At 51.4% G+C, this 24,086-nt stretch carries 25 protein-coding genes; 23 read left to right on the forward strand and 2 right to left on the reverse strand.

The window, feature by feature from the left end; all coding sequences use genetic code 11:
- Positions 1-72 precede the first annotated feature (72 nt).
- From mobA to CTH_RS03040, 4 genes are read left to right on the forward strand one after another with little or no spacing between them, the layout of a single operon-like run.
- Positions 73-684, forward strand: coding sequence for a molybdenum cofactor guanylyltransferase (mobA, locus tag CTH_RS03025; RefSeq protein ID WP_078665910.1), 612 nt, complete (start codon positions 73-75; stop codon positions 682-684).
- Positions 677-1,462, forward strand: coding sequence for a formate dehydrogenase accessory sulfurtransferase FdhD (fdhD, locus tag CTH_RS03030; protein WP_078665911.1), 786 nt, complete (start codon positions 677-679; stop codon positions 1,460-1,462). Before mobA ends, fdhD begins: the two co-directional genes overlap by 8 nt.
- On the forward strand, positions 1,459-1,953 hold the full coding sequence (gene mobB / locus CTH_RS03035) for a molybdopterin-guanine dinucleotide biosynthesis protein B (protein ID WP_078665912.1): 495 nt from the start codon (positions 1,459-1,461) through the stop codon (positions 1,951-1,953). Before fdhD ends, mobB begins: the two co-directional genes overlap by 4 nt.
- The gene (locus tag CTH_RS03040; RefSeq protein WP_107752989.1) at positions 1,920-2,591 is read left to right on the forward strand and encodes a TVP38/TMEM64 family protein; all 672 of its coding nucleotides are present in this window, start codon (positions 1,920-1,922) and stop codon (positions 2,589-2,591) included. Before mobB ends, CTH_RS03040 begins: the two co-directional genes overlap by 34 nt.
- 9 nt (positions 2,592-2,600) lie before the next feature.
- On the opposite strand, the gene CTH_RS03045 is transcribed toward CTH_RS03040, so the two are convergent.
- Positions 2,601-3,032, reverse strand: coding sequence for a universal stress protein (locus CTH_RS03045; protein WP_078665914.1), 432 nt, complete (start codon positions 3,030-3,032; stop codon positions 2,601-2,603).
- Between the two features lie 199 nt (positions 3,033-3,231).
- Here CTH_RS03045 and secG point away from each other — a divergent pair, with 199 nt between their 5' ends.
- The 16 genes from secG (at position 3,232) to CTH_RS03125 (ending at position 20,244) form a co-directional block, all read left to right on the forward strand.
- Positions 3,232-3,462 (forward strand): preprotein translocase subunit SecG, encoded by a 231-nt coding sequence (gene secG, locus CTH_RS03050; protein WP_078665915.1) that lies wholly within the window; start codon positions 3,232-3,234, stop codon positions 3,460-3,462.
- A gap of 41 nt (positions 3,463-3,503) precedes the next feature.
- The gene (locus CTH_RS03055) at positions 3,504-5,546 is read left to right on the forward strand and encodes a sodium-translocating pyrophosphatase (RefSeq protein ID WP_107752991.1); all 2,043 of its coding nucleotides are present in this window, start codon (positions 3,504-3,506) and stop codon (positions 5,544-5,546) included.
- Between the two features lie 219 nt (positions 5,547-5,765).
- Positions 5,766-6,899, forward strand: a complete 1,134-nt coding sequence (locus CTH_RS03060; RefSeq protein WP_159073806.1) for an MFS transporter — start codon at positions 5,766-5,768, stop codon at positions 6,897-6,899.
- A 122-nt stretch (positions 6,900-7,021) separates the two neighbouring features.
- On the forward strand, positions 7,022-7,630 hold the full coding sequence (locus tag CTH_RS03065; RefSeq protein WP_078665918.1) for a GerMN domain-containing protein: 609 nt from the start codon (positions 7,022-7,024) through the stop codon (positions 7,628-7,630).
- Between the two features lie 98 nt (positions 7,631-7,728).
- Positions 7,729-9,471: an N-acetylmuramoyl-L-alanine amidase family protein gene (locus CTH_RS03070; RefSeq protein WP_107752995.1), complete on the forward strand. Its 1,743-nt coding sequence runs from the start codon at positions 7,729-7,731 to the stop codon at positions 9,469-9,471.
- 157 nt (positions 9,472-9,628) lie between these two features.
- The gene (locus tag CTH_RS03075) at positions 9,629-10,597 is read left to right on the forward strand and encodes a GntR family transcriptional regulator (protein WP_078664327.1); all 969 of its coding nucleotides are present in this window, start codon (positions 9,629-9,631) and stop codon (positions 10,595-10,597) included.
- Positions 10,598-10,608: 11 nt separating this feature from the next.
- Positions 10,609-11,406, forward strand: a complete 798-nt coding sequence (gene murI / locus CTH_RS03080; protein ID WP_078664326.1) for a glutamate racemase — start codon at positions 10,609-10,611, stop codon at positions 11,404-11,406.
- A gap of 16 nt (positions 11,407-11,422) precedes the next feature.
- Positions 11,423-11,872: a methylaspartate mutase subunit S gene (gene glmS / locus CTH_RS03085; RefSeq protein ID WP_078664325.1), complete on the forward strand. Its 450-nt coding sequence runs from the start codon at positions 11,423-11,425 to the stop codon at positions 11,870-11,872.
- Entirely contained in the window at positions 11,847-13,235 is a 1,389-nt protein-coding gene (gene glmL / locus CTH_RS03090; RefSeq protein ID WP_107752997.1) for a methylaspartate mutase accessory protein GlmL, read from the forward strand. Before glmS ends, glmL begins: the two co-directional genes overlap by 26 nt.
- An 11-nt stretch (positions 13,236-13,246) precedes the next feature.
- Positions 13,247-14,698, forward strand: a complete 1,452-nt coding sequence (locus tag CTH_RS03095; protein ID WP_078664323.1) for a methylaspartate mutase subunit E — start codon at positions 13,247-13,249, stop codon at positions 14,696-14,698.
- 19 nt (positions 14,699-14,717) lie between these two features.
- Positions 14,718-15,965, forward strand: coding sequence for a methylaspartate ammonia-lyase (locus CTH_RS03100; protein ID WP_078664322.1), 1,248 nt, complete (start codon positions 14,718-14,720; stop codon positions 15,963-15,965).
- Positions 15,966-15,996: 31 nt separating this feature from the next.
- Positions 15,997-16,977, forward strand: a complete 981-nt coding sequence (locus CTH_RS03105) for a 2-hydroxyacyl-CoA dehydratase family protein (protein WP_078664321.1) — start codon at positions 15,997-15,999, stop codon at positions 16,975-16,977.
- A 5-nt stretch (positions 16,978-16,982) separates the two neighbouring features.
- Complete coding sequence (locus CTH_RS03110) at positions 16,983-17,789, forward strand: acyl-CoA dehydratase activase (protein ID WP_078664320.1); 807 nt, start codon at positions 16,983-16,985, stop codon at positions 17,787-17,789.
- Positions 17,789-18,544 carry an MBL fold metallo-hydrolase gene (locus tag CTH_RS03115; RefSeq protein WP_078664319.1) on the forward strand — a complete coding sequence of 252 codons (756 nt, stop codon included), beginning with the start codon at positions 17,789-17,791 and terminating at the stop codon, positions 18,542-18,544. The genes CTH_RS03110 and CTH_RS03115 overlap by 1 nt, the downstream gene beginning before the upstream one ends.
- 10 nt (positions 18,545-18,554) lie before the next feature.
- The gene (locus CTH_RS03120) at positions 18,555-19,928 is read left to right on the forward strand and encodes an acyclic terpene utilization AtuA family protein (RefSeq protein WP_078664318.1); all 1,374 of its coding nucleotides are present in this window, start codon (positions 18,555-18,557) and stop codon (positions 19,926-19,928) included.
- Positions 19,921-20,244, forward strand: coding sequence for a DUF4387 domain-containing protein (locus CTH_RS03125; protein WP_078664317.1), 324 nt, complete (start codon positions 19,921-19,923; stop codon positions 20,242-20,244). The genes CTH_RS03120 and CTH_RS03125 overlap by 8 nt, the downstream gene beginning before the upstream one ends.
- Positions 20,245-20,292: 48 nt before the next feature.
- On the opposite strand, the gene CTH_RS03130 is transcribed toward CTH_RS03125, so the two are convergent.
- Entirely contained in the window at positions 20,293-22,077 is a 1,785-nt protein-coding gene (locus CTH_RS03130; RefSeq protein ID WP_107752999.1) for a cytochrome c3 family protein, read from the reverse strand.
- Positions 22,078-22,266: 189 nt separating this feature from the next.
- On the opposite strand from CTH_RS03130, the gene mntA reads away from it, so the two are divergent.
- The 3 genes from mntA to CTH_RS03145 are packed head-to-tail and all read left to right on the forward strand — an operon-like array spanning position 22,267 to position 24,078.
- Complete coding sequence (mntA, locus tag CTH_RS03135; protein ID WP_107753001.1) at positions 22,267-22,680, forward strand: type VII toxin-antitoxin system MntA family adenylyltransferase antitoxin; 414 nt, start codon at positions 22,267-22,269, stop codon at positions 22,678-22,680.
- A complete protein-coding gene (gene hepT, locus CTH_RS03140) occupies positions 22,667-23,098 on the forward strand; it encodes a type VII toxin-antitoxin system HepT family RNase toxin (RefSeq protein WP_079933201.1) in 432 nt (143 codons plus the stop codon). Before mntA ends, hepT begins: the two co-directional genes overlap by 14 nt.
- A 14-nt stretch (positions 23,099-23,112) precedes the next feature.
- Entirely contained in the window at positions 23,113-24,078 is a 966-nt protein-coding gene (locus CTH_RS03145; RefSeq protein ID WP_078664314.1) for an alanyl-tRNA editing protein, read from the forward strand.
- The last annotated feature ends 8 nt before the right edge of the window (positions 24,079-24,086 follow it).

Consider the following 24,086-nt stretch of genomic DNA (forward strand, 5'->3'; position numbering starts at 1 on the left):
AAGGGGTCCCTTGCTTTTGCTTCCGTTTAAGGGTAGAATGAAAACAAAACAGGGGGAAGGTGGAACAGGACGATGCAGGTTAATGGGATTATTCTGGCTGGTGGCCGCAGCAGTCGTATGGGAAGAAACAAGGCGCTCCTGCCTCTCCAGGGGAAAGTTTTTCTGGAACGCATCCGGCAGGCGATGTTGCCAGTAGTGAAAGATATTATTCTGGTCAGCAATGAACCGGAGTGTTATCCTGACTGGCAGGGCCTCCTGGTGACGGATATCATACCACGGCGAGGGCCTTTAAGTGGCATCCATGCCGGGTTGACTGTTTCAGACTGCCACTATAACCTGGTGGTGGCCTGTGATATGCCTTTTGTCAGCACGGAGCATTTGAAGCGGTTGCGCAAGGAAGCAGAGGGCTATGATGTGGTGGTGCCGCAACATGGTGATTATTTGCAGCCCCTGTTTGCTGTTTATAGTCGCAATTGTATTGCCGCCATTGAAGACTGTCTTCTGCGGGATATCCGGAAAATTATTGCCTTTTACCCCCAGGTTAGGGTCAAGTTCTTGCCGGTGGAACGCCTGGGCGACCCGGCTGAAATGGAGCAGGTCTTTTTCAATGTCAATACTCCTGCCGACTGGCAGCAGGCCCGGCAGCTGGCAGGAGAGATAGAGGAGGAAAAGCGGCATGAGTGAACGTTACTCTGTACATACTACTATCCGCTGGCAAAAACATGAACGGACAGAACTGGAGGATCCAATAATCAGGGAATCACCTCTGACCATTTACCTGAATGGCAAGGAGATGGTTTCCCTGCTCTGCACGCCCGAATATCAGGAGGATCTGGCTCTTGGCTTTCTAACGGCAGAAGGGCTTCTGGAAAACCCTGATGATCTGCTATCTGTTCGTCTGGATGAGGAACAGGGAGCAGTCTGGGTAGAAACCCTGCGCACTCCCATGATTGCAGAACAGCTTTTCCTGAAACGGTTTATCACCACCGGCTGTGGCAAGGGAACCACCTTTTACAATGTTATGGATCACAGCCTGGCCCGGCAGGAGCGTATACCCCTGCAGGTCAAGGCTGAGGATCTGGTAGAGCTGATGCGGGAAGTGCAGCAAAAATCCGAGCTTTATCGCCTGACCGGCGGTGTACACAGTGCGGCTCTCTGTCAGGGCCGGGAAATTTTGCTTTTCCGTGAAGATGTGGGCCGGCACAATGCGGCTGACAAAATTATGGGCTATTGTTTCCGCCACCGCATTCCTATGGAGGATAAAGTCCTCCTGACCAGTGGCCGCATTTCCTCGGAAATCCTGCTGAAAGCGGCCAAAATGGGAATCGGGGCCATTGTCTCCCGCTCAGCACCTACTGACCTGGCCCTGCAGCTGGCAGAAGAACTGGGTATAACGGTGATCGGATTTGTGCGCGGCAGCCGCATGAATATCTATACCAATGCAGAGCAGGTGATAGAATGAAAATACCGGTTCTGGCCTTTGTCGGTACTTCCAATTCCGGCAAAACTACATTGTTAACCAAGATAGTTTCCCTTCTCAGCCAGCAGGGTTACCGGGTGGCAGTGGTTAAGCATCATCACCATCGTCCCCAGCTGGACCAGCCTGGGAAAGATACTTACCGCTACGCCGAGGCCGGGGCTCAGGTGGTGGTCAGTGCTTCCCCGGAAATGACGGCTTTTCTGGAATACCGGCCGGAACCGCCCCTGGCAGCCATTCTGGAGAGGATAACAGATGTGGATATTATCCTGCTGGAAGGGTTTAAATGGGAACCGGTGCCCAAGGTGGAAGTTATCCGCCGGGAGATAAGACAACATCTCATCTGTCAGCCTCAGGAATTAAAAGCAGTAGTGGGAGATATCATTTTTCCTGAACTGGATATACCTCAGTTTGATATCAATGATACGGAAGGAGTGGCTCGGTGGCTGGTCGCCAGTTATCTAACCGCCAGTTAACAGTTTTGCTGGTCAGTGGAGTTATTTTGCTTGCTGCCATCTGGCTCTGGCCCTGGTTAAAAAACTTGACGGCGGCCCGTCTGGCCGCTACCGTCCTGGGTTGGGGCTGGGCGGGCAGGGTAGTAGTTTTTTTGCTGGCTTTATTACAGGGCTCGTTGCCTGTCATCCCCTTTTTTCTGCTCGCTTCCGGAGCCGGGCTGGCTTATGGATTCTGGCAGGGAGCTTTTCTGGTATGGAGCGGGGCCGTCCTGGGTTGCCTTTTGCCCTTTTATCTGGCGCGCTTCCTGGGCTACCAGTGGGCCCAGACCTATCTTGACAAAAAGGGCTGGCACTTTCAGGCCAGACCAGCTTTTGGCTTCATGGCTGTTCTAACCGGCCGCCTGTTTCCCGTGGTACCTTCCTCGGTTATAAACATTCTGGCCGGTCTCAGCCCTCTTTCCGTCCCGGTGTTTCTGTCAGCTACCGCCCTGGGTAAATTGCCCTGGACCTTGATGTATGCTGGTCTGGGGCGACTGCTGACTAAAGGAGAGCTGCCTCTCGGTTATATCCTGGTAGTTGTCAGCTTTTTGCTTATCGGCTTTACTCTTGTCTACCTGAAGTATCAAAAAAACCGCTTACTCCGGGAAAAACCGGAATAAGCGGTTTTTTTACTTGACGATCAGCACCGGACAGGGGGCCAGGTGGGCTACTTTACTGCTGATACTGCCCATAAACAGGCCTTTGACTGCTCCCAGCCCCCGGCTGCCCACTACAATCATATCATAGCCTTCATATTCTGCCACCTTGCAGATAACGGTAGCCGGGTGACCATATTTGCTCAGGGTTTGTACTTCAAAGCCATCAATGCGGAAGAAATCCCGGGCCCGGGCCAGCACGGTTTCAGCATTGATGCGAGCCTGTTCCTCGAAGACAGCGGGGCTGATTTCCCCGGCCTGATGGGCCAGAACATTGTTGGGAATATCAATAACATAGAGAACTGTTATTGCCAGGCTATCATTGAGCCGCAATAAATCCTTGACGGCTTTCAGGGCTTTATCAGAGTGGCGCGACCCGTCCACTGCCACCAGGATTTTTTTCATAGGCTATCCCTCCGCTTCAGCTTATTAATATTATCTTAGCCGCTCAGGGAGAAAATTACAAGCGGGAAAGCAATTGTATGAATATTTGATAAATTACGGCGATTGGCCGCTATCTTTATTGTAATCTTTGACAGGTTGTGGTATAATGTTGCCAGCAATTTAACATGCTATTACTGTCCTTTGGATAGGAGGTGATTATGTGCTAAAAGGTGTGCTCACAGCAGTTCACGTACTATTGTCCCTGGCTTTGATCGCCACTGTTCTTCTCCAGTCGGGCCGCAGTGCCGGTTTATCTGGAGCTATCGCCGGTGGGGCCGAGTCCATTCTGGGGAAGAAAAAGGGATTGGATGAACTACTGCACAAGCTAACCACCTTTGTAGCCATCGGTTTCATGGTGACTTCACTGGTTCTGGTTATCTTGTCCAAGTAGAAAAATCCCAAGGAACATAGGGACGAGGAGGGCGAGTGCAGGTGTCTTTACTCAATTCTGTGTGGGCTATCGTAGCAGGTTTGCTCGGTTTGGCTTTTGCCGGTTATCTGGCAGCCAGTGTTCTGAAAGAACCCCAGGGAACCGAGCGCATGAAAGAACTGTCCCAGGCTATTTTTGAAGGGGCAATGGCCTATCTCAACCGGCAGTACAAAACCCTGATTCCTTTTGCGGCTGTTATCTTCCTGGCCTTATTCTTTACTCGTGGGCAATCCTATGCTGTCTCCTTCCTGGTAGGGGCAGTCTTTTCCGCTCTGGCCGGTTATGCCGGTATGACCATTGCTACCAAATCCAATGCCCGGACTACCCAGGCCTGTATCGAAGGGCTGGACAAAGGGCTGAGCGTGGCTTTCCGCGGTGGCGCGGTGATGGGGATGTCCGTTGCCGGTCTGGGGCTGTTTGGTGTGTCCATTCTCTATTATTTTTATGGTGATCCGGAACTGATTGACCCCTTTGCCTTTGGGGCCAGTGCGATCGCTCTGTTTGCCCGGGTCGGTGGTGGTATCTACACCAAGGCAGCTGACGTGGGGGCTGACCTGGTGGGTAAAGTAGAAGCCGGGATTCCGGAGGATGACCCGCGCAACCCGGCGGTTATCGCTGACAACGTTGGTGACAACGTAGGGGACACCGCCGGTATGGGTGCAGACCTCTACGAGTCCTATGCAGCGACTACTATTGCTGCCATGTTGATCGGGGCTACTTCCATGGAAGGCGAGCTGAAAATCGCCGGCGTTATCTTCCCGCTGCTGGTGGGTGCAGCTGGTTTGATCGCTTCCATCATCGCCAGCTTCTTTGTCAAGATGGGCCCCGATGGCAACCCGCAGGCTGCCTTGAATAAAGGTTTGTGGGGTACCAATATCATCACCGGTATTGCTACCTGGTTCCTGGCCAGCTCACCGGAATTCTTCGGCAAGTTCACCGAGAAATCCGATACCTTCCCCCTGGGAATGCCTCTGGGTATCTTCCTGGCGGTAGTAGCGGGTCTGGTGGTCAATGTTGCTATCGGTTATATCACTGAATACTACACCTCCTATCAAAAGGCTCCGGCCAGGGAAATTGCAGAATCCTCCCAGACCGGCCCGGCTACTAATATCATCAGCGGTCTGGCTGTAGGTCTTAAGAGTACCATGTTGCCCATTTTGGTCATCGTAGCGGCGACCTTTATTGCCCATAACCTGGCTGGCATCTATGGTATCGCTATGGCAGCTATGGGCATGCTCTGTACAGCCGGCATGGTGGTAGCCATCGACTCCTTTGGTCCGGTGGCGGACAATGCCGGTGGTATTGCGGAAATGGCGGAACTGGGTCCGGAAGTGCGGAAGAAAACCGACAAGCTGGATGCTGTTGGGAACACCACTGCTGCTGTGGCCAAGGGTTTTGCTATCGGTTCGGCGGCTCTGACCGCCCTGGCGCTGTTCAATGCCTTTGCTGAAAAGGTAATATCTGCCGGCAAGATTCAGGGCGAATTTGCACTGAACTTGCTGGAGCCCACTATCGTTATCGGTCTCTTTATCGGTGCAGCTGTACCTTTCCTCTTCTGCGCCCTGGCCATGAAGGCTGTGGGCACTGCCGCCTTTGAAATGATCGGGGAAGTGCGGCGGCAGTTCCGGGAAATTCCCGGCCTGATGGAAGGTAAAGCCAAGCCCGATTATGCTCGCTGCGTGGATATCAGTACCAAGGCTGCGATTAAGCAAATGATCGCTCCTGGCCTGCTGGCTGTGGTCAGTCCCCTGGTTGTTGGCTTTATCCTGGGAGCCAAGGCTCTGGGTGGTTTCCTGGCTGGAACGACTGTGGCCGGGGTGTTGCTGGCCATCTTTATGGCTAACTCCGGTGGCGCCTGGGACAATGCCAAGAAATACATCGAGACCGGACAGTATGGTGGTAAGGGTTCTGATGCCCATAAAGCCGCTGTTATCGGGGACACTGTCGGTGACCCCTTCAAGGACACTGCAGGTCCTTCCTTGAACGCTTTGATCAAGGTTACCGGTACTATCTCCTTGATCATTGCGCCTTTCCTGAATCTGTAATTCAGATTGATTTTAATACGATTTGAGTTAAGAAAAGGGCACTTTGTTTGCTAGTTAAGCAAGGCAAAGTGCCTTTTTTATTTCATAACCGGTCTACTGCCAATCCGTTAAAGTCAAAAAAGTCTATTGGAGTGAGGTTAGGTGGGGGACAAAAATTTCTTTAATATCCAGAAACAATTGTTAACTCTCTATCTATGTATAGCAGTGGGGGGGATAGGTATGGGAGTAGTTATTCCTCTTATCCCTCTGACCCTGCGGGACCAGGGAATAAGTACAACAACTATCGGGCTAATCGCAACCACTATGTCGGTGAGCGGAGCTCTGTTTGCAGTACCCATCGGAAAACTGGTAGATAAGTTCGGCAGCAAGGTTGTTCTGCTGACAGGTTTGGCTATCTACGGGGTTTGTATGCTGATTTTTCCCTTTGCGAAAACAATAATTTCTTATTATATAATAAGAGCTATTGAAGGTATTGGCTGGGCTGCTATATGGGTAGGAACCGAAACTATAATTAACCTGTTGAGTAGTCCGGAAGACCGGATTCGTAACCTTGGTTTATATGGGGTATTTACCGGTTTGGGAATCGGTGTAGGGCCTCTCCTGGGAATGACTGGAGTGGAAAGGTTCGGTAATTATTTTCCATTTATAATATCCTTTGTCATTTCCCTCCTGGCCATGTTGATGGTCCTCTTTTTTGTGGAGAACATTAAGGCGAGCTATAAGAAAGAAAAACAGGTGGATAGTTATTTAATTTTAGGGTTAATCCAACTTCCCTTACTGGCTGCTTTTCTTTATGGAGTAACCGAAACAACGGTAACCTCTTTTCTGTCCCTTTATCTCCGTGAACTAGGTCTTAACAGTGTTGAGACGGGGACAATTATTACCATCTTTGTGCTGGGGGGAATTGCAGTACCTCCCTTAGTGGGATTCTTTGTCAAGGGTTTAAACAAGTTTATTATACTTTTGGCTGCGGGTTTAAGTTTGACGACATGTACTCTGGCCTTCCCCTGGTTTAAAACTTCTCTATTATTGAACGGGGGAACCTTGATTCTTGGTGGCAGTGCGGGGCTTTTATATGTAACGGCCTTGTCTATAATAGGTGACCGAGTTGACAGAAGCCACATGGGCACAGGCAACGCTTTGTTTACCAGTTTGTATGGGATAGGAAGTATTGTTGGTCCGATAACGGGAGGAGTCAGTTACCAGTATTTCGGGCCCAGGTTTATATTTTATCAGATTGCTGCCATGGCTGCAGTTGGCTTGATTCTTATATTGATAATCAGGTTAACTAGTTTGATTTACCGTAAAGTTTTAGACGAAAAAGAGGCTATTGGCAAGGGACGTGAGTCTTAGGGGCGGTCTGACCGGTTTGAATTTTGCTCGTAATTATGGTTCTTTGAAGACCTACCACTTGTTCTATTTTCCCTCCTTGTCCCATAAGATGTAATGGACAATCTATTGGGAGGGGAAAGACAATGAAACAGAAACTGGCCTTAATAATGATGCTGGTTCTGTTGCTGACAGTAACCAGCGGCTGCAATGGCGTCAAGGGGGCTCTGGCCTACCTGCTGGGCAGCAAGCCAGTAGCAACACAGCCTCAGCAGGGGGAAGAAAAACCCCTCTGGCTGGGAAAGCCGGAAGAGGCTCAAAAAACTGTGCCGCAATTAAAAGAAGTACTGGTGTATTTCCCGGATGCCCGGGGGCAGCTAATCGCAGAACAGCGGCAGGTGGACAAAAATCAGGGGATCGGCAAAGGAGCGCTGCTGGAATTGCTCAAAGGGCCCAAACAACATGGGTTATATCCGGCGGTACCGGCAGGGACGAAATTGCTGGGATTGAAAATACAGCAGGATGGGCTGGCGGTGGTTGATTTTTCCCGGGACCTGAAAGCTAATTTTAAAGGCGGCAGCCAGCAGGAAATTACCACCCTCTGGAGTATTGTAAATACTTTGGGGCAGTTCCCTACTGTCAAAAAGGTACAAATTCTGGTTGAGGGTCAAATCATTGAAACTTTAGGCGGGCATGTGGAAATCAATCAGCCCTTAGAACCTGATCAGACATTAGTTCCGGCAGGAAAAAATTAGGCCGCAAGGCCTTTTTTCTATTTTTCTGGCAGGAAAATAGCGAAGCTTGTAGAAGTTTTAACAAAATGGCTAATCTGTGAGCGAAGAGGGGGAGGAGAATGACAAAAACTCGCAAGATTTTTCATCTTCTGCTATTCATTTCCCTGTTCTGGCTGTTATTGCCAGGTTGGGCCATAGCCAGCGGTACAGCAACGGTAACGGGGACAAAGCTGAATATTCGCCAGTTTCCCTCGACAACAGCAAAAATTCTTGGGCAAGTCAAAAAGGGGGACAAGCTACCGGTTTTCAGTCAAAAAGGAGATTGGCTGCAGGTCAAATTTGGCAAACAAACAGGCTGGGTTTTTAAAAGTCTGGTTAGTTATCAGGCGGCTAATTCCCAGACCACTGCCGTTCGACCAGTACAACAGCAAACAACAACTTCTGGAACAGGCAGCAATTATGCGACAGTAACGGGGACAAAGCTGAATATTCGCCAGTTTCCCTCGACAACAGCAAAAATTCTTGGGCAAGTCAAAAAGGGGGACAAGCTACCGGTTCTCAGTCAAAAAGGAGACTGGCTGCAGGTCAAATTTGGCAAACAAACAGGCTGGGTTTTTAAAAGTCTGGTTAGTTATAAACTAGCTCAGCCGGAGGCAAAACCGGTTAACCAGGCTCCGGCTGCCGTGCAGAAAACAGTTTATGTAATCGCTACTACCGTCAATCTGCGGACTGGCCCGGGCACTAACTACGCCAAAGTAGGGGTAGCCAGACAGGGGCAGGAATTAAAGGTGGTCGCCCAGCAAAAAGCCAGTGACGGCAAGATATGGTACAAGCTGGCTAATAACGCCTGGGTAGCAGGCTGGCTGGTGCAGGAAAAACCGCAGGTAACGCCTGTCAGCAGTCAACCTCAGGACAAACCTGAGCCGGAACCGGTGCCAAACCTGCCGCCAGCTGAGCAGGGCCTTTATATTGACATCAGGGCCATTAAAGAAGGGGATGGCACCAGGATTAAGGTTTATGCCAACAGCTCTGTTACCGATCAGGTAGTGCTGGAGAAACAGGATAGACAGTGGAAAGTGATACTGCCAGGGGCGAAATTGCTCAATCCTTTCGATGGGGCGGGACAAAGCTGGCCCGGGCTGGAATTACTCCAGGTCCAGCAGCTGGAAGATGATGCTGCTGGGGTAGTGCTGACAGCAGTATATAGCAGTGTTTATGCTCCGGTGCTGATTCCCGGTCAGGATGGGCGCAGCCTGGAGATTCTGGTAGGTCTGGGCCGTCTGCAAGGACGCACGATTGTGATTGATCCAGGTCATGGTGGTACTGACCCCGGTGCCATCGGCGGGGTGCTGAAGGTTAAGGAAAAGGATGTAAACCTGGCTATCGCCCAGCGGGTACGGCGGTATCTGGCGGAAGAAGGGGCCCAGGTCATCATGACCCGGGAAGGGGATACCTACCCAACCCTGGCGGAACGCTATACCCTGGCCAACGACCAGCAGGCCCAGCTCTTTGTGAGCATCCACGCCAATTCCAATACTAGCAGCAGTGTTTATGGTTCTGCTACCTATTACAACAATGAAAACCGGACTTCTGAGGAAATTGCTGCCCGTCTCAAACTAGCGCAACTGATTCAGGAAGAGATTTTGAAAATCCCAGAGCGCAAGGCCTTTGGAGCCAATAATGGCGTCTGGCTGGACAGCAGGGGCCTGGCGGTTTTGCGCGGCACCAGGATGCCCAGTGTGCTGGTAGAAACGGCCTTCCTCAGCAATCCTACCGAGGAGCAGCTCCTTAATGATCCCGGTTTTCAGGACCAGATAGCCCGGGCCATTGCCCAGGGAATAATTCGCTATTTCACGGAATAAGGGTTCATCAGCACCTCTGTGCAGCAGAGGTGTTTTCTTTTATTTTTGGTGCATATTATATTCAGAAAAAATTTTGCAGTTAGCAGGAAAAAGCCATAGACTTGTCGAATTGGACTAATACATTAGTCCAATGCTCCATTAGAAAGGTGGTGAAGGAATGAACCTGAAAATTGAAATAGATCGCAAGTCCGGAGTACCGATCTACATACAGCTCAAAGAAGGAATCAAGCGTTTGATCGAGACCGGCTACTGGGAAGCGGGTCAGAAGATTCCCACCGAGCGGGAACTGGCGGAAATGCTCAATATCAGCCGCAATACCGTCAGCATGGCCTATAAAGAGCTGGAGGGGGAAGGGATTCTGGTTTCTACCCAGGGTCGGGGGACGTTTATTACCGATTCTGATGCTGTTCTGCGCCAGGAGGGGCGGAAGGAGCGGTTATTGCGGATAATCGATGTGGCTCTGGAAGAGGCGGCGGAAATGGGCTTTTCCCTGGATGAATTTGTGGCCATTGCCCATGTGCGGGCCCGGGAGAAGAAAGAGATGCTGGCCCGCATGAAAATCGCTTTTGTGGAATGTAACCGGGAACAGCTGGACTATTTTAGCCGGGAAATGCATCTGGGTATGGGGATTACCATCCTGCCCATCCTGCTTGAGGATTTTCGCCGCCAGCCGGCAAAAATCAATCAGGTGCTGGAAAATGTCGACCTGGTGGTCTCTACCTTTTTTCATTTGCAGGAAGTCAAGCAACTGGTGGCCGACAAGAAAAAGACGGTGCTGGGCATCGCTCTGAATCCGGAGATTGAAACGATTGTCCGCATTGCCCGCTATCCCCAGGGTAGTAAACTGGCTATTGTTTGCCTCTCCGAGACTTTTGCGGCTAAAATCAGAGCGGCCCTGAAACAGGCCGGACTCAATCATTTGCAGCTGCTAACATCAATAAGTCATGACGAGGCTGAATTGACTGCTCTCCTGCAGGACGTGGATGCAGTGATTGTTTCTCCCAACCGGAAAAAGGAGATTCAGACACTGGCTCCCCGGCTGGATGTCATTGAAATGAGGTTTTTACCTGACCCTGAAACTATCAATGTAATAAAATCGGCTTTACTGGAGCTTAAAGATAAATAGAGGTGATTGTTGTGGATAAATTTGCCCCCATAGGTGTATTTGATTCTGGAGTGGGCGGCCTGACTGTTGTCAGGGAGCTGTTGAAACATCTGCCAGCAGAAAATGTGATTTACTATGGAGATACCGCCCATGTCCCCTATGGGTCAAAAACCAGGGAACAGTTACTGGCTTATGGCCGCGGTATTATGGAGTATCTGACTGCTGCCGGAGTAAAACTGGTGCTGGTGGCCTGTAATACCAGCTCTTCTTTGACCCTGGAGGCTCTGGCGGCGGAATTTCCTGTCCCGATGATCGGCATGATCAAACCCGGGGCCAAAGCGGCAGCAGCAGCCAGTAAAAACGGGAAAATTGGAGTGATTGCTACAGAAGCCACCACCCGCAGCCAGGCTTATCCGGCGGCGATCAAAGCTCTGCGGCCCGAGGCGGAGGTGCTGGGGCAGGCTTGCCCCAAATTCGTTCCGCTGGTGGAGAGTGGTCGCTTTGATACAGAGGAAACGGTTGAGGCGGTGCGCGAATATGTCCTGCCCTTACTGGCAGAGGGCATAGATACTCTGGTTTATGGTTGTACCCACTATCCTTTCCTGGAGCCGGTGATTCGCCGGCTGGCAGACAGTAACCTCACCCTGGTGGATCCGGCCCAGGCAGTGGTGAGGGAAGCGGAGCAGCTGCTGGCCAGCAGAGGACTGGCAGCAGAAGGGGGGCAGGGTCAATATCGCTTTGTGGTCAGCGGGGATCCCCTGCAATTTCAGCGTGTAGGAAAAATTCTGCTGGGAGATATTATAAAACAGGTGGAAAAGGCAGACAGGTAACGGGGAGGATTCAGTCATGGCAAGAAAAAACAATACCCTGGTTCTGGGGGTAATAGGTGCTGATGTTCACGCTATTGGCAACAAAATTCTGGACCACGCTCTGACCGCTGCAGGATTTAAAGTGGTAAACATAGGGGTAATGGCCACTCAGGAGGAGTTTATCAATGCCGCCATTGAGACCGATGCCGCCGCTATACTGGTGGGTTCGCTGTATGGGCATGGTGAGCTGGACTGCCGGGGGTTAAGGGACAAGTGTATTGAAGCCGGGATTGGGGATATCCTGCTTTATGCTGGTGGTAACCTGGTTGTAGGTAAACAGGATTTCGCTTCGGTGGAGGCGCGCTTCAAAACGATGGGTTTTAATCGCGTTTATCCACCGGGCACATTGCCGGAAGTGGTAATTCGAGACCTCCGGCAGGACTTGGGGGAGGGAGAATCCAATGACAGCGAGGGCCCTCTTGGTTGATTTCGGCAGCACTTACACCAAGGTAACGGCAGTAGACCTGGAAAAACGGTGTTTACTGGGAACGGCCAGAGCCTTTACTACCGTTCAGGAGGATATTAATATCGGTTTGACCAGGGCCTGTCGCCAGCTGGGTGAAGAGTTGGGAGAAGATCCGCTGACTTACCCCCATAAACTGGGCTGTTCCAGTGCAGCCGGGGGTTTAAAGCTGGCGGCAATCGGACTGGTACGGGAATTGACAGTGGAAGCGGCCCGCCTGGCTGCCCTGGGGGCTGGAGCGCGGCTAACCCATGTGTTTTCCCGTTTTCTTACTCCGCAGGATGTGGAACAAATGGCTGCTACACCTCCTGATATTATCCTGCTGGCCGGAGGAACCGATGGAGGAAACAGGGAGACGATCATTGCCAATGCCCACACTCTGGCTGTCGGCTCTTTACGGGTACCGGTGGTGGTTGCTGGCAATAAAGTGGCAGCGGCTCAGGTGGCGGAGATTCTCAGCCAGGCCGGTTTTCCCGTGCGGGTGACGGAAAATGTTATGCCAGAACTGAATCAGCTCAATGTGGAACCGGCCCGGGAAACCATCCGGGAAGTCTTTCTGGAACGGATTATTGCCGCTAAAGGGCTGGATAAGGCAGAAACATTGCTGGGGATTGTAATGCCTACCCCGGCAGCAGTATTACAAGGAGCGCGGCTGCTGGCAGAGGGGACTCCAGGCCAGAGGGGCTGGGGGGAGCTGCTGCTGGTGGACATTGGCGGGGCCACTACGGATGTGCATTCCATTGCCGAAGGGGGGCCCAGCAAGCCGGGAGTTAACTGGAAGGGTTTACCGGAGCCTAAAGCCAAGCGCACAGTTGAGGGTGACCTGGGCATGCGTTATAGTGCCGAGGCCCTCTGGGAAGCAACCCCCAGGGCCCTGTTGCTAAAGCTATTTAGAGAAAAATGGCAGGAAGGTCAGGAATATGTACGGAAAGTACACCAGCAGCCTGATTATCTGCCGGTAAATGAACAGGAATGGGAGTGGGATACGCTGCTGGGCTACCTCTGTGCCCGCCTGGCCACTGAACGGCATGTGGGGCAGCTGGAAACAGTTTACACTCCTTTTGGGGCGACCTTTGTCCAGTATGGCAAGGATTTGACCCAAATCGGGCATGTCATCGGTACCGGCGGGGTGCTGGTCCATCATCCCCGGCCCCGGCGGATTCTGGAAGGAGTACTGTTTGAACCGGAACAGCCCATGTTGTTGAAACCCATGCAACCGCGCCTGTGGTTGGATCAGGAGTATATTCTGGCAGCGATGGGTCTGCTGGCTGAAATAGATGAAGAGGCGGCCATGACTATCATGACGGCCGGACTTAGAGAAATCTAGGAGGGGTAAGTGTGGAACTTGTGAACAAAAAGCTGGACTTAGAACAGTTTTGGGCTGAACGGCAGGAAGTATTGCAGTCCTGGCCTACCGGACGCGGAGTAGATCTGGAAGAAGCTATTGCCTATCATAAACAGTTACCGGCCAGCAAGGTGATGGCCAAAAAACTGGCTCAGGGCAAGCGGGAAGGAATTACCTTTGCCCAGCCCCGGGCCGGAGTAGCTCTCTTGCATGAACACATAGAGCTGTTGCGTTATTTACAGGACGAAGGCGGGGCGGATTTCCTGCCCACCACCATTGATTCCTATACCCGGCAAAACCGCTATAAAGAGGCGGAAACAGGAATCGAGGAGTCCCGGGCAGCAGGTCGCTCCATGCTCAATGGCTTTCCGGCAGTCAATTACGGGGTAGATGCCTGCCGTAAAGTGGTGGAAGCAGTGAATGTGCCGGTACAGGTTCGGCACGGTACTCCTGATGCCCGCTTGCTGGCGGAAATTACGCTGGCTGGAGGTTTTACCGATTTTGAGGGTGGCGGTATCAGCTATAATATTCCTTATTCCAAAGATATGCCGCTGGAAAAGTCTATCCGTTACTGGCAATATGTTGACCGCCTGGTGGGATATTATGAAGAAAATGGGGTCAGCATCAACCGGGAGCCTTTTGGGCCTTTAACCGGTACCCTGGTGCCTCCCAGTATATCCCATGCGGTGGCTATTATTGAAGCCTTACTGGCAGCCGAACAGGGGGTTATGAACCTGACCCTGGGCTATGGACAATGTGGTAACCTCTATCAGGATGTAGCGGCCATAAGGACCCTGGCCGAACTGGCAGAGGAATATCTGAACCGCTTTGGGTACAGTGGTCGGCAAATCACCACGGTGTTCCACCAGTGGATGGGCGGCTTCCCGCAAGATGAAAGCAAAGCCTTTGGTGTCATCTCCTGGGGCGCTGTTACTGCCGCCCTGGCCAGAGTTAATAAGGTAATTGTTAAGACTCCCCATGAGGCGATGGGAATTCCGACCAGGGAAGCCAATGCCGCCGGGCTCAAGGCCACCAAACAGGTACTGAACATGCTCAAGGATCAGAGTTTGCCCCTGACCAGTGAGCTGCAGCTGGAAATGGAGATGATTCGCAAGGAAACCCGGGCCATCCTGGACAAGACCCTGGAACTGGGAGAGGGAGACTGGGCCGTTGGGGCCGTACGGGCCTTCAAGGCCGGTGTAATCGATGTACCTTTTGCCCCCAGTCGCCACAATCTGGGCAAGATTTTGCCGGCCCGGGACAATCAGGGGGCGGTGCGTTTCCTGGATTTCGGCCAGTTGCCTTTTGATGCGGAAATCCGGGCCTTCCATCAGGAGAAAATTGCTGAACGGGGCCGTAAGGAAAATCGCCAGCCCAGTTTCCAGATGGTAATCGATGATATCTATGCCATTGGTAAAGGCATGCTGGTAGGCCGGCCCAGATAGAAAAGCGGAGGCGATGATAATGAAGATAATAGATGTTGTTTTTTCGGCAGGATTAACCGGATTCTTCTTTGATGACCAGAAAGCCATTAAAGCCGGAGCTCAGCCTGATGGCGGTACTTACCGGGGTCAACCTCTGACCCCGGGTTTTTCCGCTGTCCGGCAGCGGGGTGAATCCATTTCCATCATGTTAATGCTGGAAGATGGACAGATTGCTTTTGGCGATTGCGCTGCGGTACAGTATTCGGGAGCAGGGGGCCGGGATCCCCTTTTTCTGGCCAGAGATTTTATTCCTCTGCTGGAGGAAGAGGTAAAGCCCCGGTTGCTGGGTCGGGAACTGACCGCTTTTCGGCCCCTGGCCCAGGAATTTGACCATTTTATCCGTCCCAATGGGGAGAGACTGCATACTGCTCTGCGCTATGGTATTACCCAGGCCCTGCTGGATGCCGTAGCCAGAGCCCACAGGGAGACCATGGCGGAAACCATCGCCCGGGAATATGGGACTCAACTGGTTAACGCTCCTGTACCGATCTTTTGTCAGACGGGGGATGAAAGGCATAACAATGCCGATAAGGCCATTGTAAAAAGGGCTGATGTGCTCCCGCATGGACTGATCAATAACGTGGAGACCAAACTGGGCAAAAATGGAGAGCTGTTACTGGAATATGTAGAGTGGCTGCGGAAACGGGTAGAGGAATTAGGCCAACCCGGTTACCGTCCTGTTTTACATATTGATGTTTATGGCACCATTGGCCTGGCTTTTGGCCATGATACCAAACGGATGGCAGCTTACCTCAAGGAACTGGAGGCGGCAGCACGGCCCTTGCAGCTGCGCATTGAAGGGCCGATGGATATGGGCAATAAACCGGACCAGATGCGGGCCCTGAAGGACCTGAAACAGGAACTGACTGACACAGGCTGTACGGTGGAAATTGTGGCCGATGAATGGTGTAACACCCTGGAGGATATTATAGAATTCACCGATCACCAGTCAGCCCATATGGTGCAAATCAAAACACCGGACCTGGGAGGCATCAATAATACCATCGAAGCGGTCCTTTATGCCAAAGCCAGAGGTATGGGAGCCTATCTGGGCGGTACCTGTAATGAAACTGACCGTTCGGCTCAGGTCTGTGTGCACATCGCCCTGGCTACCAATCCCGATCAGATGCTGGCCAAACCCGGAATGGGAGTGGATGAAGGCCTGATGGTGGTGTATAATGAAATGGCCAGAACCCTGGCTATATTGAAAATGAAAGGGAAAATTTAGGTCAAGAATTTCGTGTAAAGGAGGAACGCCTGTGGGCAAGGTGGGCATAACCACCACGGTGCCGGTGGAAATAATTTACGCAGCAGGAGAGATACCAGTGGATCTCAACAATATCTTCATTACCAGCCCTGATCCCATGCAACTGGTGGAAGAGGCAGAAGTAGCCGGTTATCCCCGCAATTTGTGTGGCTGGATCAAGGGCATCTACAGCACCGTTCTGGCCAACCGGGAAATTGACCGGGTGATTGCTGTGACCCAGGGGGATTGTTCCAATACCCACGCTCTGATGGAGACCCTGCAGGTCCAGGGGATTAAAACCATACCTTTCGCCTTTCCCTACGATCGGGATCGGGACATGCTCAAACTGCAAATGGAAAAACTGATGGAGGCCCTGGGGGGAGTAACCTGGGACCAGGTTAATGCTACCAAACAGCGGCTGGACCGCATTCGCCGCAAGGTGGCAGAAATTGACCGTCTGACCTGGGAAGGCCAGCAGGTGAGCGGGTTTGAAAACCATCTTTTCCAGGTGTCCTGCAGTGACTTTAATGGGGATCCCGATACTTTTGAACAGCAAGTGGAAGCATTCCTGGCGGAAGTCCAGCACCACAAGGTGATTGAAGAGGATGTGCGCCTGGGCTATATCGGTGTACCCCCCATTTTCTCCGATATCTATCAATTTGTAGAGGAGCTGGGAGCCCGGGTGGTCTATAATGAGGTGCAAAGGCAGTTTGCCATGCCTTTTGCCACTGAGGATATCGTGGAGCAGTACCTGCTCTATACCTATCCCTATGATATTTTTGCAAGGCTGGAGGATATCAGTCGGGAAGTGGAACGGCGCAATCTGGATGGGATTATCCATTACACTCAGAGTTTTTGCTTCCGTCAGATTGAGGATATAATCATCCGGGAGAAGCTGGATATCCCTGTTTTGACTCTGGAAGGAGACAAACCGGGGCGGCTGGATGCGCGCAGTAAAATGCGGCTGGAGTCCTTTATCGAGATGTTGAGGTGAAATCGATGTTACTGGGACTGGATTTAGGCAGCCGGCAGGCTAAACTGGTGCTGGGCCCGCGGCAGGCAGGCTGGCAACCGGGGGAGCCTCTGCCGGAGTTGAGTTTTCACCGCTACGATACTATCCTCTTTTATCGCCAGTACGGCCGTAAAGTGGCAGAAGACCTGGCGGTGGATTTCGCTGCTCTGGGTCTGCCGCAGTTTGAAGCCATTGTTTCCACCGGCTATGGGCGCAATACCGTAAAAATAGCTGGTGGTAAAACGATTCCGGAGCTGAAAGCCCACATGCTGGGAGCAATGGCTCAGACCGGGTTGCAGGATTTTACCCTGCTGGATTTAGGAGGCCAGGATAGTAAAGTCATCGCTGTCAGCCGGGGGAAAATGCGGGATTTTGTCACCAATGACAAGTGTGCGGCCAGCTCCGGCCGCTATCTGGAAAACATGGCAGCGGTTCTGGGCATTAGTCTGGAGGAACTGAGTCAGTATGCCGATAACCCGGTGGAGTTGAGTTCTACCTGTGCTGTTTTCGGGGAATCGGAATTGATTGGCCGGATTGTTGAGGGCTATTCCGTTGCCGAACTGGCGGCAGGAGTGAACTATACCATTTTCCGGCGGGTCCAGCCTATGCTAAAACCTTTGTTAGGGAAAGGTCCACTGGTTTTCACCGGCGGGGTGGCCTTTAACCGGGCCCTCGTTACTATTCTGGAGCGGGAGCTGGGGGTAGAGGTGGTTATTCCGCCGGAACCGCAGATGAATGGCGCTATTGGTTGCTGGGTGGAAGCCCAATTACAGACAGAGAAGGAGGTTAACTGATGAAGTTGACAGTGCTGGGCTGCTGGGGCCCCTATCCCCGGGCTGGTGGTGCCTGTTCCGGCTATCTGGTTCGCTCCGGGGACACAGCGATTCTGCTGGATTGTGGCAATGGCGTTTTCGGCCGTTTGCGGGAACATATGGACTTCTGGCAGCTGACGGCAGTAATCATTACCCACTGGCATCCTGACCACTGGGCTGATTTGCATTGTATAAGGCATGCTATCGCAGGTGCCATTCGGGAAGGGAGGCGGCCAGGACCGCTACCAGTGTATGCACCCGTCGAACCGGCGCAGTTGTTTGAGCAGTTTGTTGCCTACCAGGAAGCCTTGCAGCTGATAGCAATTCCGGCTGCCGGAGGGCAGGCCAGGGCCGGCCAGCTGGAACTGAAATTTTTCCCGGTCAGCCACAGTTTACCTGCTTATGCCGTGCGGCTGGAAGCTGAAGGCAAAAGCCTGGTCTATACCGGGGATGCCGCATACAGCGAGGAATTGGCTGAATTCAGCCGGGAATGCGGACTGTTGCTGGCTGAAGCCAGTCTGCAGGTAGAGCATGAAAGCAAAGGTCAGGAACTGGGCCATCTTAGCTCCCGCCAGGCCGGACAGCTGGCCCGGCAGGCTGGGGCAGGCTTCCTGCTGCTTACCCATCTCTGGCCGGAATTCAATGCTGCCCTGTCACTGAAAGAGGCCAGAGAAGTCTTTAGTGGCCGTCTGGATCTGGCCCGGGAAGGGCGGAGCTGGACGGTGGAGGGGAGGTAAGGTAAGGAAGATGAAGGAGATGCGCATCTTGTCTCCTACTGCTATTTTAGGCTATGGCTTTCCGGAGGAAAGTTTTCGCCGCGGGTTGGAGTATCGGCCCCACTTGATCGCTGTGGATGCCGGTTCCACTGATCCGGGACCCTATTATCTTGGGGCAGGGGTATCCTTTACTGACCGGCGGGCGGTTAAGCGTGACCTGAAGCTGATGCTGACAGCCGGGCTGGCAGCCGGGGTTCCAGTGGTGGTGGGCACTGCGGGCGGTTCCGGAGCCACTCCCCATCTGGAGTGGACAGTGGATATCGTCCGGGAAATTGCCCGCGAAGAAGGTTTGCGTTTTCGGCTGGCAGTAATCGGTGCTGAACAGAGCCGGGAACAGGTTCAGACCTGGCTGGCAGCAGGGAAAATAACTCCTTTGCATCCGGCTCCTCCCTTAACTGCAGAAGCGGTGGCAGCCAGCAGCCATATAGTGGCACAGATGGGAACAGAGCCTTTCATTGCAGCCCTGGCAGCAGGGGCCCAGGTGATCATTGCTGGACGGGCCTATGACCCGGCGGTGTTTGCTGCTCTGGCCATCAAGGAGGGGTTTGATCCCGGCCTGGCCATCCATCTGGGTAAAATTCTGGAGTGTGCAGCCATCGCAGCTGTGCCGGGCAGTGGCAGTGACTGCATGTTCGGCTGGTTGCGGGAAGAACACTTTGAGGTAGAACCCTTGAGCCCGGAACGGCGCTGCAGCGTCACTTCTGTTGCGGCTCATACCCTGTACGAAAAAACCGATCCCTATCGCTTGCCAGGGCCAGGAGGAATACTGGATTTGACAGCTACCCGCTTCACCCAGGTCGGTGAACGGCGGGTACGGGTTACAGGGAGCAAACATAACCCGACTCCTTTGGCCTTCAAGCTGGAAGGGGCAAGGCAAATGGGCTACCGCACCGTTAGTATTGCCGGGGCCCGGGATCCCATTTTCATTGCGCGGCTGGATGAAATCCTGGCTGGAGTGCGGCAGCGGGTAAAGGATAATTTCCGCGATATACCCGGCAGTGAGTATTTCCTGCACTTTAATATCTATGGCCGCAATGGGGTAATGGGACCACTGGAGCCCACACCTACCATCACCTCCCATGAAATCGGAATAGTTATCGAAGCTGTAGCGCCAACCCAGGAGCTGGCCAATACCATTTGCGGTTTTGCCCGTTCCACCCTGTTGCATTACGGTTATGAAGGGCGGATTTCCACTGCCGGCAATCTGGCTTTTCCGTATAGCCCTTCCGATTTCAAGGCGGGTCCGGTTTACCAGTTCTCCCTCTACCATTTGGTGCAGGATGTAAGCTGGCAGGAACTGTTTCCCATTCACTATGAGGAAATCGGGGGTGGCGGCAATGGCTAAATACCGGTTGACGGAGCTGGCCCGGGTGATCAGGAGCAAAAACTCCGGCCCCTATGAACTGACCCTGGATATTATGTTCAAGGATGAGGAAACCTATCAGAAAGTGAAAGCATCCCGATTTTTTACTCCGGAGCTCTTCGCTCGCCTGTACGGGGTTAAACAGGAGGATATCATCGCCTTTGTAGAATTTGACCCGGCAGCAGCCATCAAATGCACCCTCAAGCGCCCCCTGGCTTCGGGGGACCTGGGAGAAACCGATGTCTACGGGGCCCAGCAGCATGGGCCTTTGCTGGAATTGGAACTGAATCTGGACTAGAAAAACAAGCCCTCAGGTAGCCTGGCTAACCTGAGGGCGAATTACTATTTATCTTTTACCAAAAAAGTAGATGGGTTCAGGGAGGCCGTAAACTGACATTCCCTTATCCAGTCTGTCTTGACCCTTTTTGAAAGTATGGGTGCGTACATAGAGGTTTTCAGCCGTTTTGCCAGTACCTGGCATTATCTTCTTCCAGAGGTCGGAAGGAGCACCGGTATGGCACTTGGCGCAGAGATCTTCCGGCTTGGCTCTTAAGCTGCCGGCCACTTTATCGCGCTTATGCGGGTTATGACAGGTGGTACAGGTAATATTCATCATAGTGGTTTGATAATGTTTGGACTGAATAAAACCTTGATATTGTTGATGGTGCTTGTTCTCTTCATATACTCCGGCTGTGACGGACTTATCATCCACGATAAAGAGGTTTTGCAAATCTCCGGTGTAAGGAGCACTGGCTGGATCTTCAGGTTGAACACCGGGGATAATTACTTCTTCGGGATACCACTTTGTCCAATCATCCCAGGGTTTCCAGGAAGTATTAAGGGTAGGAGCGGGGAAATCTTCCCTGGGTTTGCCCTGTCTGGATTTATACTTATCGTTTTCCAGTCTGATGTGGCAGTAGCCGCAGATTCTGGCCTGTTCCTGTTTTGATGCTTTGGCCGGGTTGAAAATATCAGCTTTATTTGCGGTTACGACGTGGGCGGAACCAGGTCCATGGCAGGCTTCACAGCCAACATTCAGTTCAGCCCAGGCTACTTTGGTAGCGCTGGGATTAGCCTCATCATAGCTTAAGATTTTATAACCGGTGGAATGGCAGGTGATACATTGAGTGTCCCAGTCATTTGCATTTCCATAATTTTCCCATTTCCTGGTAACGGCGTTAAATTGTTTATTCATCAGCTGGTAACCGCCGGTTTGCGGGTTTTTAACCAGATAGCGCTGTTTCCAGCGGGAGCCAATGACCATGACCACATCATCAAAAGTGAAGGGGGTTTTAGTGGCATTCCCGATAGTCGGACCCTGGTTGCCAGCGTCGTCATAAGTCCAGCTTAACACAGCGTCGCGCAGGATACCTTGTTCTTTGGGTTGAATCATTTTGCTATGGTAGGTTTCCTGCCAGCCTTGATAATAAGCGGTATGACACTGACCACAGCGTTTGGAACCGACGTATTGCCGGGCAGCCAGCGGAACCGGTTTAGGAGGTTGAGGCTTTACTGCAACTGTTCTTAATTTGGCAATTTGCTGTAAAAGATTTTCAGCCTCATTCTTTTTCATGATTGACTGGAGATTGAGGGTGTTGCCCTGTACCAGCCCCTTTTTGACAAAAAGGGCAACTGTGTATTTCATTTTTGCTGGTACTTTTCCTCTATCCTTATACTTTTTTAATAAGTTATCAGCTTCTTTGCCCAGTTTTTGCGCTTCCTGGGTCCAGCCCAGAGCATTTGCCAGGTAGAGATAAGCTTCACCCCGGGTAAGAGATGAATTTGGGCTGTTTACTTTCACTTTTACTTTCAGGATTTGATTTGCGCTGGCAGCGAAATCTTTTTCTTTATAAGCTGCTACAGTTGTTTTAGGTTGATTTGAAGTAGTTGATTTGGTTTGCGAGGTTGTTCCGGTTTTCACGTTCGTTGGCTGGCTAACAATTTTGTACCCGTTGGCTTTAAATTTTTGGCCGAAAGCATTCAGGGCTGGCAACTTACTGAGGTCATGGCAGTCAGCGCATGTCTTGCCGGTTGTTGAGGAAAACTTGGTACTGCCTGAAGCTCCGCTGAAGGCCAGCAAGGATGAGAGAACAAGGAAGAGTCCGATTAGAGCCGCTTTTTTGTTATGCATAACACCACTCCTCTCTGTTAATTTTTTGACAATTTTATTATTACAGACAATAGTAGCCAGGTCAATGCTTTTTACAGAAGTTAGAATTGAAAGAAAAAGTCGACATAATATTCATATGCTCACATTTATTTGTTTTTGCTTCTTTAATATAATATTATTAAGAAAATGAAGAGTATGAAGGTGAAAGGAATGGAAAGGGAAAAACTCGGCCGCTACCTGGCAGCAAAACCAAATATTCTATTTGCCTTTCTTTTTGGCTCCTGGGCCCGCGGGGATGCGCGGGAGGACAGTGATGTGGATATTGCTGTATATCTAAAAGATCGGGATTACGATATACTGGAATATTTGGACTGGAAAAGGGACCTGGAGGAGATTTGCGGTCGTACAGTGGATTTGGCTATCCTGAATGAGGCCACTCCTTTACTCAAATATCAGGTCTATCTGGATGGAGTATTGTTGTTCAGCAAGGACGATATCCTGGCCAGTAATTTCCTGGTCAGAGCCTTGTTCGAATATGAGGATATACGGCCTTATCTGGAATTGACATACAAACGCATGATAGATCGGGTACGTCAGGAGGTGAAAGGAAATGGTGAGACGTGAAGTGTTAGCGAAACGGCTGGAGCAACTTAATTTGTCAATCGAAAAAATCAATAGATATCGACATCTGACAGAAGAAGAATTTTTAGCCGACGAAATTGCGCAGGATGTGGTTGAGTACAACTTGTTTATTGCCATCAATATGATTGTGGACATGGCTACGCACATAGTTGTTGATAACAATATGGGTCGCCCGCAAAAAATGGCGGACGCTTTTGATATTTTGTACCGTGAAAAACTTATTAGTAAACAGCAAAAAGATATATTTCAAAAGATGGTAGGATTTCGTAATATTCTTTCTCATGAGTATTTAAAAATAGACAAAAAAATTGTATTTGCGATAATGAAAAAGCATCTTGATGATTTCAAAAATTTTATTTTAATGGTAAATGAAAATTTTATGCCCAAACAGGAGCTCTAAGGGAGTGACCACAAATGGCTGTTCTGCCCATGTATGAATACTTGATGTATGCCGCCTATTTTGCCCCCCGGGGCAAACAGCGCCTGCTGAACCTGGGCAACAATATCGGGCAGCGGTACTTGAGCCCGGAGGACCGCATTATAGGTTTGATCGGGGATGCCGGGGCTGGCAAATCCCTCTTGATTCGCGGCATGTTTCCTGGCCTGGAACTGACCAATGATGATGATGGCATCAATGTGCGGCCTTTGCCTCTGATCAGGGACTGGGAGCAAGGGCATTTTCGCACCCGAACCTATCATCTGGATGTTCGGTTTGAGACTGCTTTTACCCAGCTCTGGCAAATTGCTGAAGCGGTGAAAGCGGCAGTACGGGCCGGTCGGCGGGTGGTAATCGAGCATTTTGATCTGCTGTATCAGGCACTGGGGTTTAATGCGGAAATCCTCATCGGCGTGGGAGAGGAAGTAATAGTAACCCGGCCGGGGGTTTTCGGCCCCTATCCCCAGGATATAGCCAAAATCGTTTTCCGTTCACTGAAATACCGGAAGATGGCCCACAGCGCCGAGGACCTGGTGGCTATGGTGCTGGAGGAAATGGGGCTCAAAAAACCGGAAGTACATAGTGATATCAAACACGGCTTTGTCCTGGAATTTGCGGAAAAACCCAATATCGACCTGGCAGAGGTGGAAAGAAAAGTTAATGAACTGATTGCCAAAGACCTGCCAATTTGTTATCATGGTGAAGATCACATCAAGGTAGGAGAGGAAGTGCGGGAATGTACCGGGCCGCGCATTCACATGAAACGCACCGGGGAAATTCAGGGTTTCCATTTATTGAAGGAATTTAGATGGGACCCTGTGCGCAAGCTGTATGTAGTAGCAGGTCTGGTGGGACGGCGGGAAGAAAATCCCTTTGCCCGCACCTACCTGGACGAGTTTATGATCATTCCCTTAGAAGAAGCGCGGGAATGGGATAAAGGATAGGAGGATGT

It is taken from the genome of Carboxydocella thermautotrophica (genome assembly GCA_003054495.1).
In the GTDB taxonomy this organism is placed as follows: domain Bacteria; phylum Bacillota.

Bases quoted from the DNA above. Each gene is read 5' to 3' on its own strand.
- CTH_RS03120 (WP_078664318.1), top strand. From the start codon at position 18,555: ATGAAGGAGATGCGCATCTTGTCTCCTACTGCTATTTTAGGCTATGGC.
- CTH_RS03130 (WP_107752999.1), bottom strand. From the start codon at position 22,077: ATGCATAACAAAAAAGCGGCTCTAATCGGACTCTTCCTTGTTCTCTCA.
- mobB (WP_078665912.1), top strand. From the start codon at position 1,459: ATGAAAATACCGGTTCTGGCCTTTGTCGGTACTTCCAATTCCGGCAAA.
- glmS (WP_078664325.1), top strand. From the start codon at position 11,423: ATGGCAAGAAAAAACAATACCCTGGTTCTGGGGGTAATAGGTGCTGAT.
- CTH_RS03115 (WP_078664319.1), top strand. From the start codon at position 17,789: ATGAAGTTGACAGTGCTGGGCTGCTGGGGCCCCTATCCCCGGGCTGGT.
- glmL (WP_107752997.1), top strand. From the start codon at position 11,847: ATGACAGCGAGGGCCCTCTTGGTTGATTTCGGCAGCACTTACACCAAG.
- mntA (WP_107753001.1), top strand. From the start codon at position 22,267: ATGGAAAGGGAAAAACTCGGCCGCTACCTGGCAGCAAAACCAAATATT.
- CTH_RS03075 (WP_078664327.1), top strand. From the start codon at position 9,629: ATGAACCTGAAAATTGAAATAGATCGCAAGTCCGGAGTACCGATCTAC.
- mobA (WP_078665910.1), top strand. From the start codon at position 73: ATGCAGGTTAATGGGATTATTCTGGCTGGTGGCCGCAGCAGTCGTATG.
- hepT (WP_079933201.1), top strand. From the start codon at position 22,667: ATGGTGAGACGTGAAGTGTTAGCGAAACGGCTGGAGCAACTTAATTTG.
- CTH_RS03070 (WP_107752995.1), top strand. From the start codon at position 7,729: ATGACAAAAACTCGCAAGATTTTTCATCTTCTGCTATTCATTTCCCTG.
- CTH_RS03125 (WP_078664317.1), top strand. From the start codon at position 19,921: ATGGCTAAATACCGGTTGACGGAGCTGGCCCGGGTGATCAGGAGCAAA.
- CTH_RS03065 (WP_078665918.1), top strand. From the start codon at position 7,022: ATGAAACAGAAACTGGCCTTAATAATGATGCTGGTTCTGTTGCTGACA.
- CTH_RS03060 (WP_159073806.1), top strand. From the start codon at position 5,766: ATGGGAGTAGTTATTCCTCTTATCCCTCTGACCCTGCGGGACCAGGGA.
- fdhD (WP_078665911.1), top strand. From the start codon at position 677: ATGAGTGAACGTTACTCTGTACATACTACTATCCGCTGGCAAAAACAT.
- CTH_RS03045 (WP_078665914.1), bottom strand. From the start codon at position 3,032: ATGAAAAAAATCCTGGTGGCAGTGGACGGGTCGCGCCACTCTGATAAA.
- CTH_RS03100 (WP_078664322.1), top strand. From the start codon at position 14,718: ATGAAGATAATAGATGTTGTTTTTTCGGCAGGATTAACCGGATTCTTC.
- CTH_RS03110 (WP_078664320.1), top strand. From the start codon at position 16,983: ATGTTACTGGGACTGGATTTAGGCAGCCGGCAGGCTAAACTGGTGCTG.
- CTH_RS03145 (WP_078664314.1), top strand. From the start codon at position 23,113: ATGGCTGTTCTGCCCATGTATGAATACTTGATGTATGCCGCCTATTTT.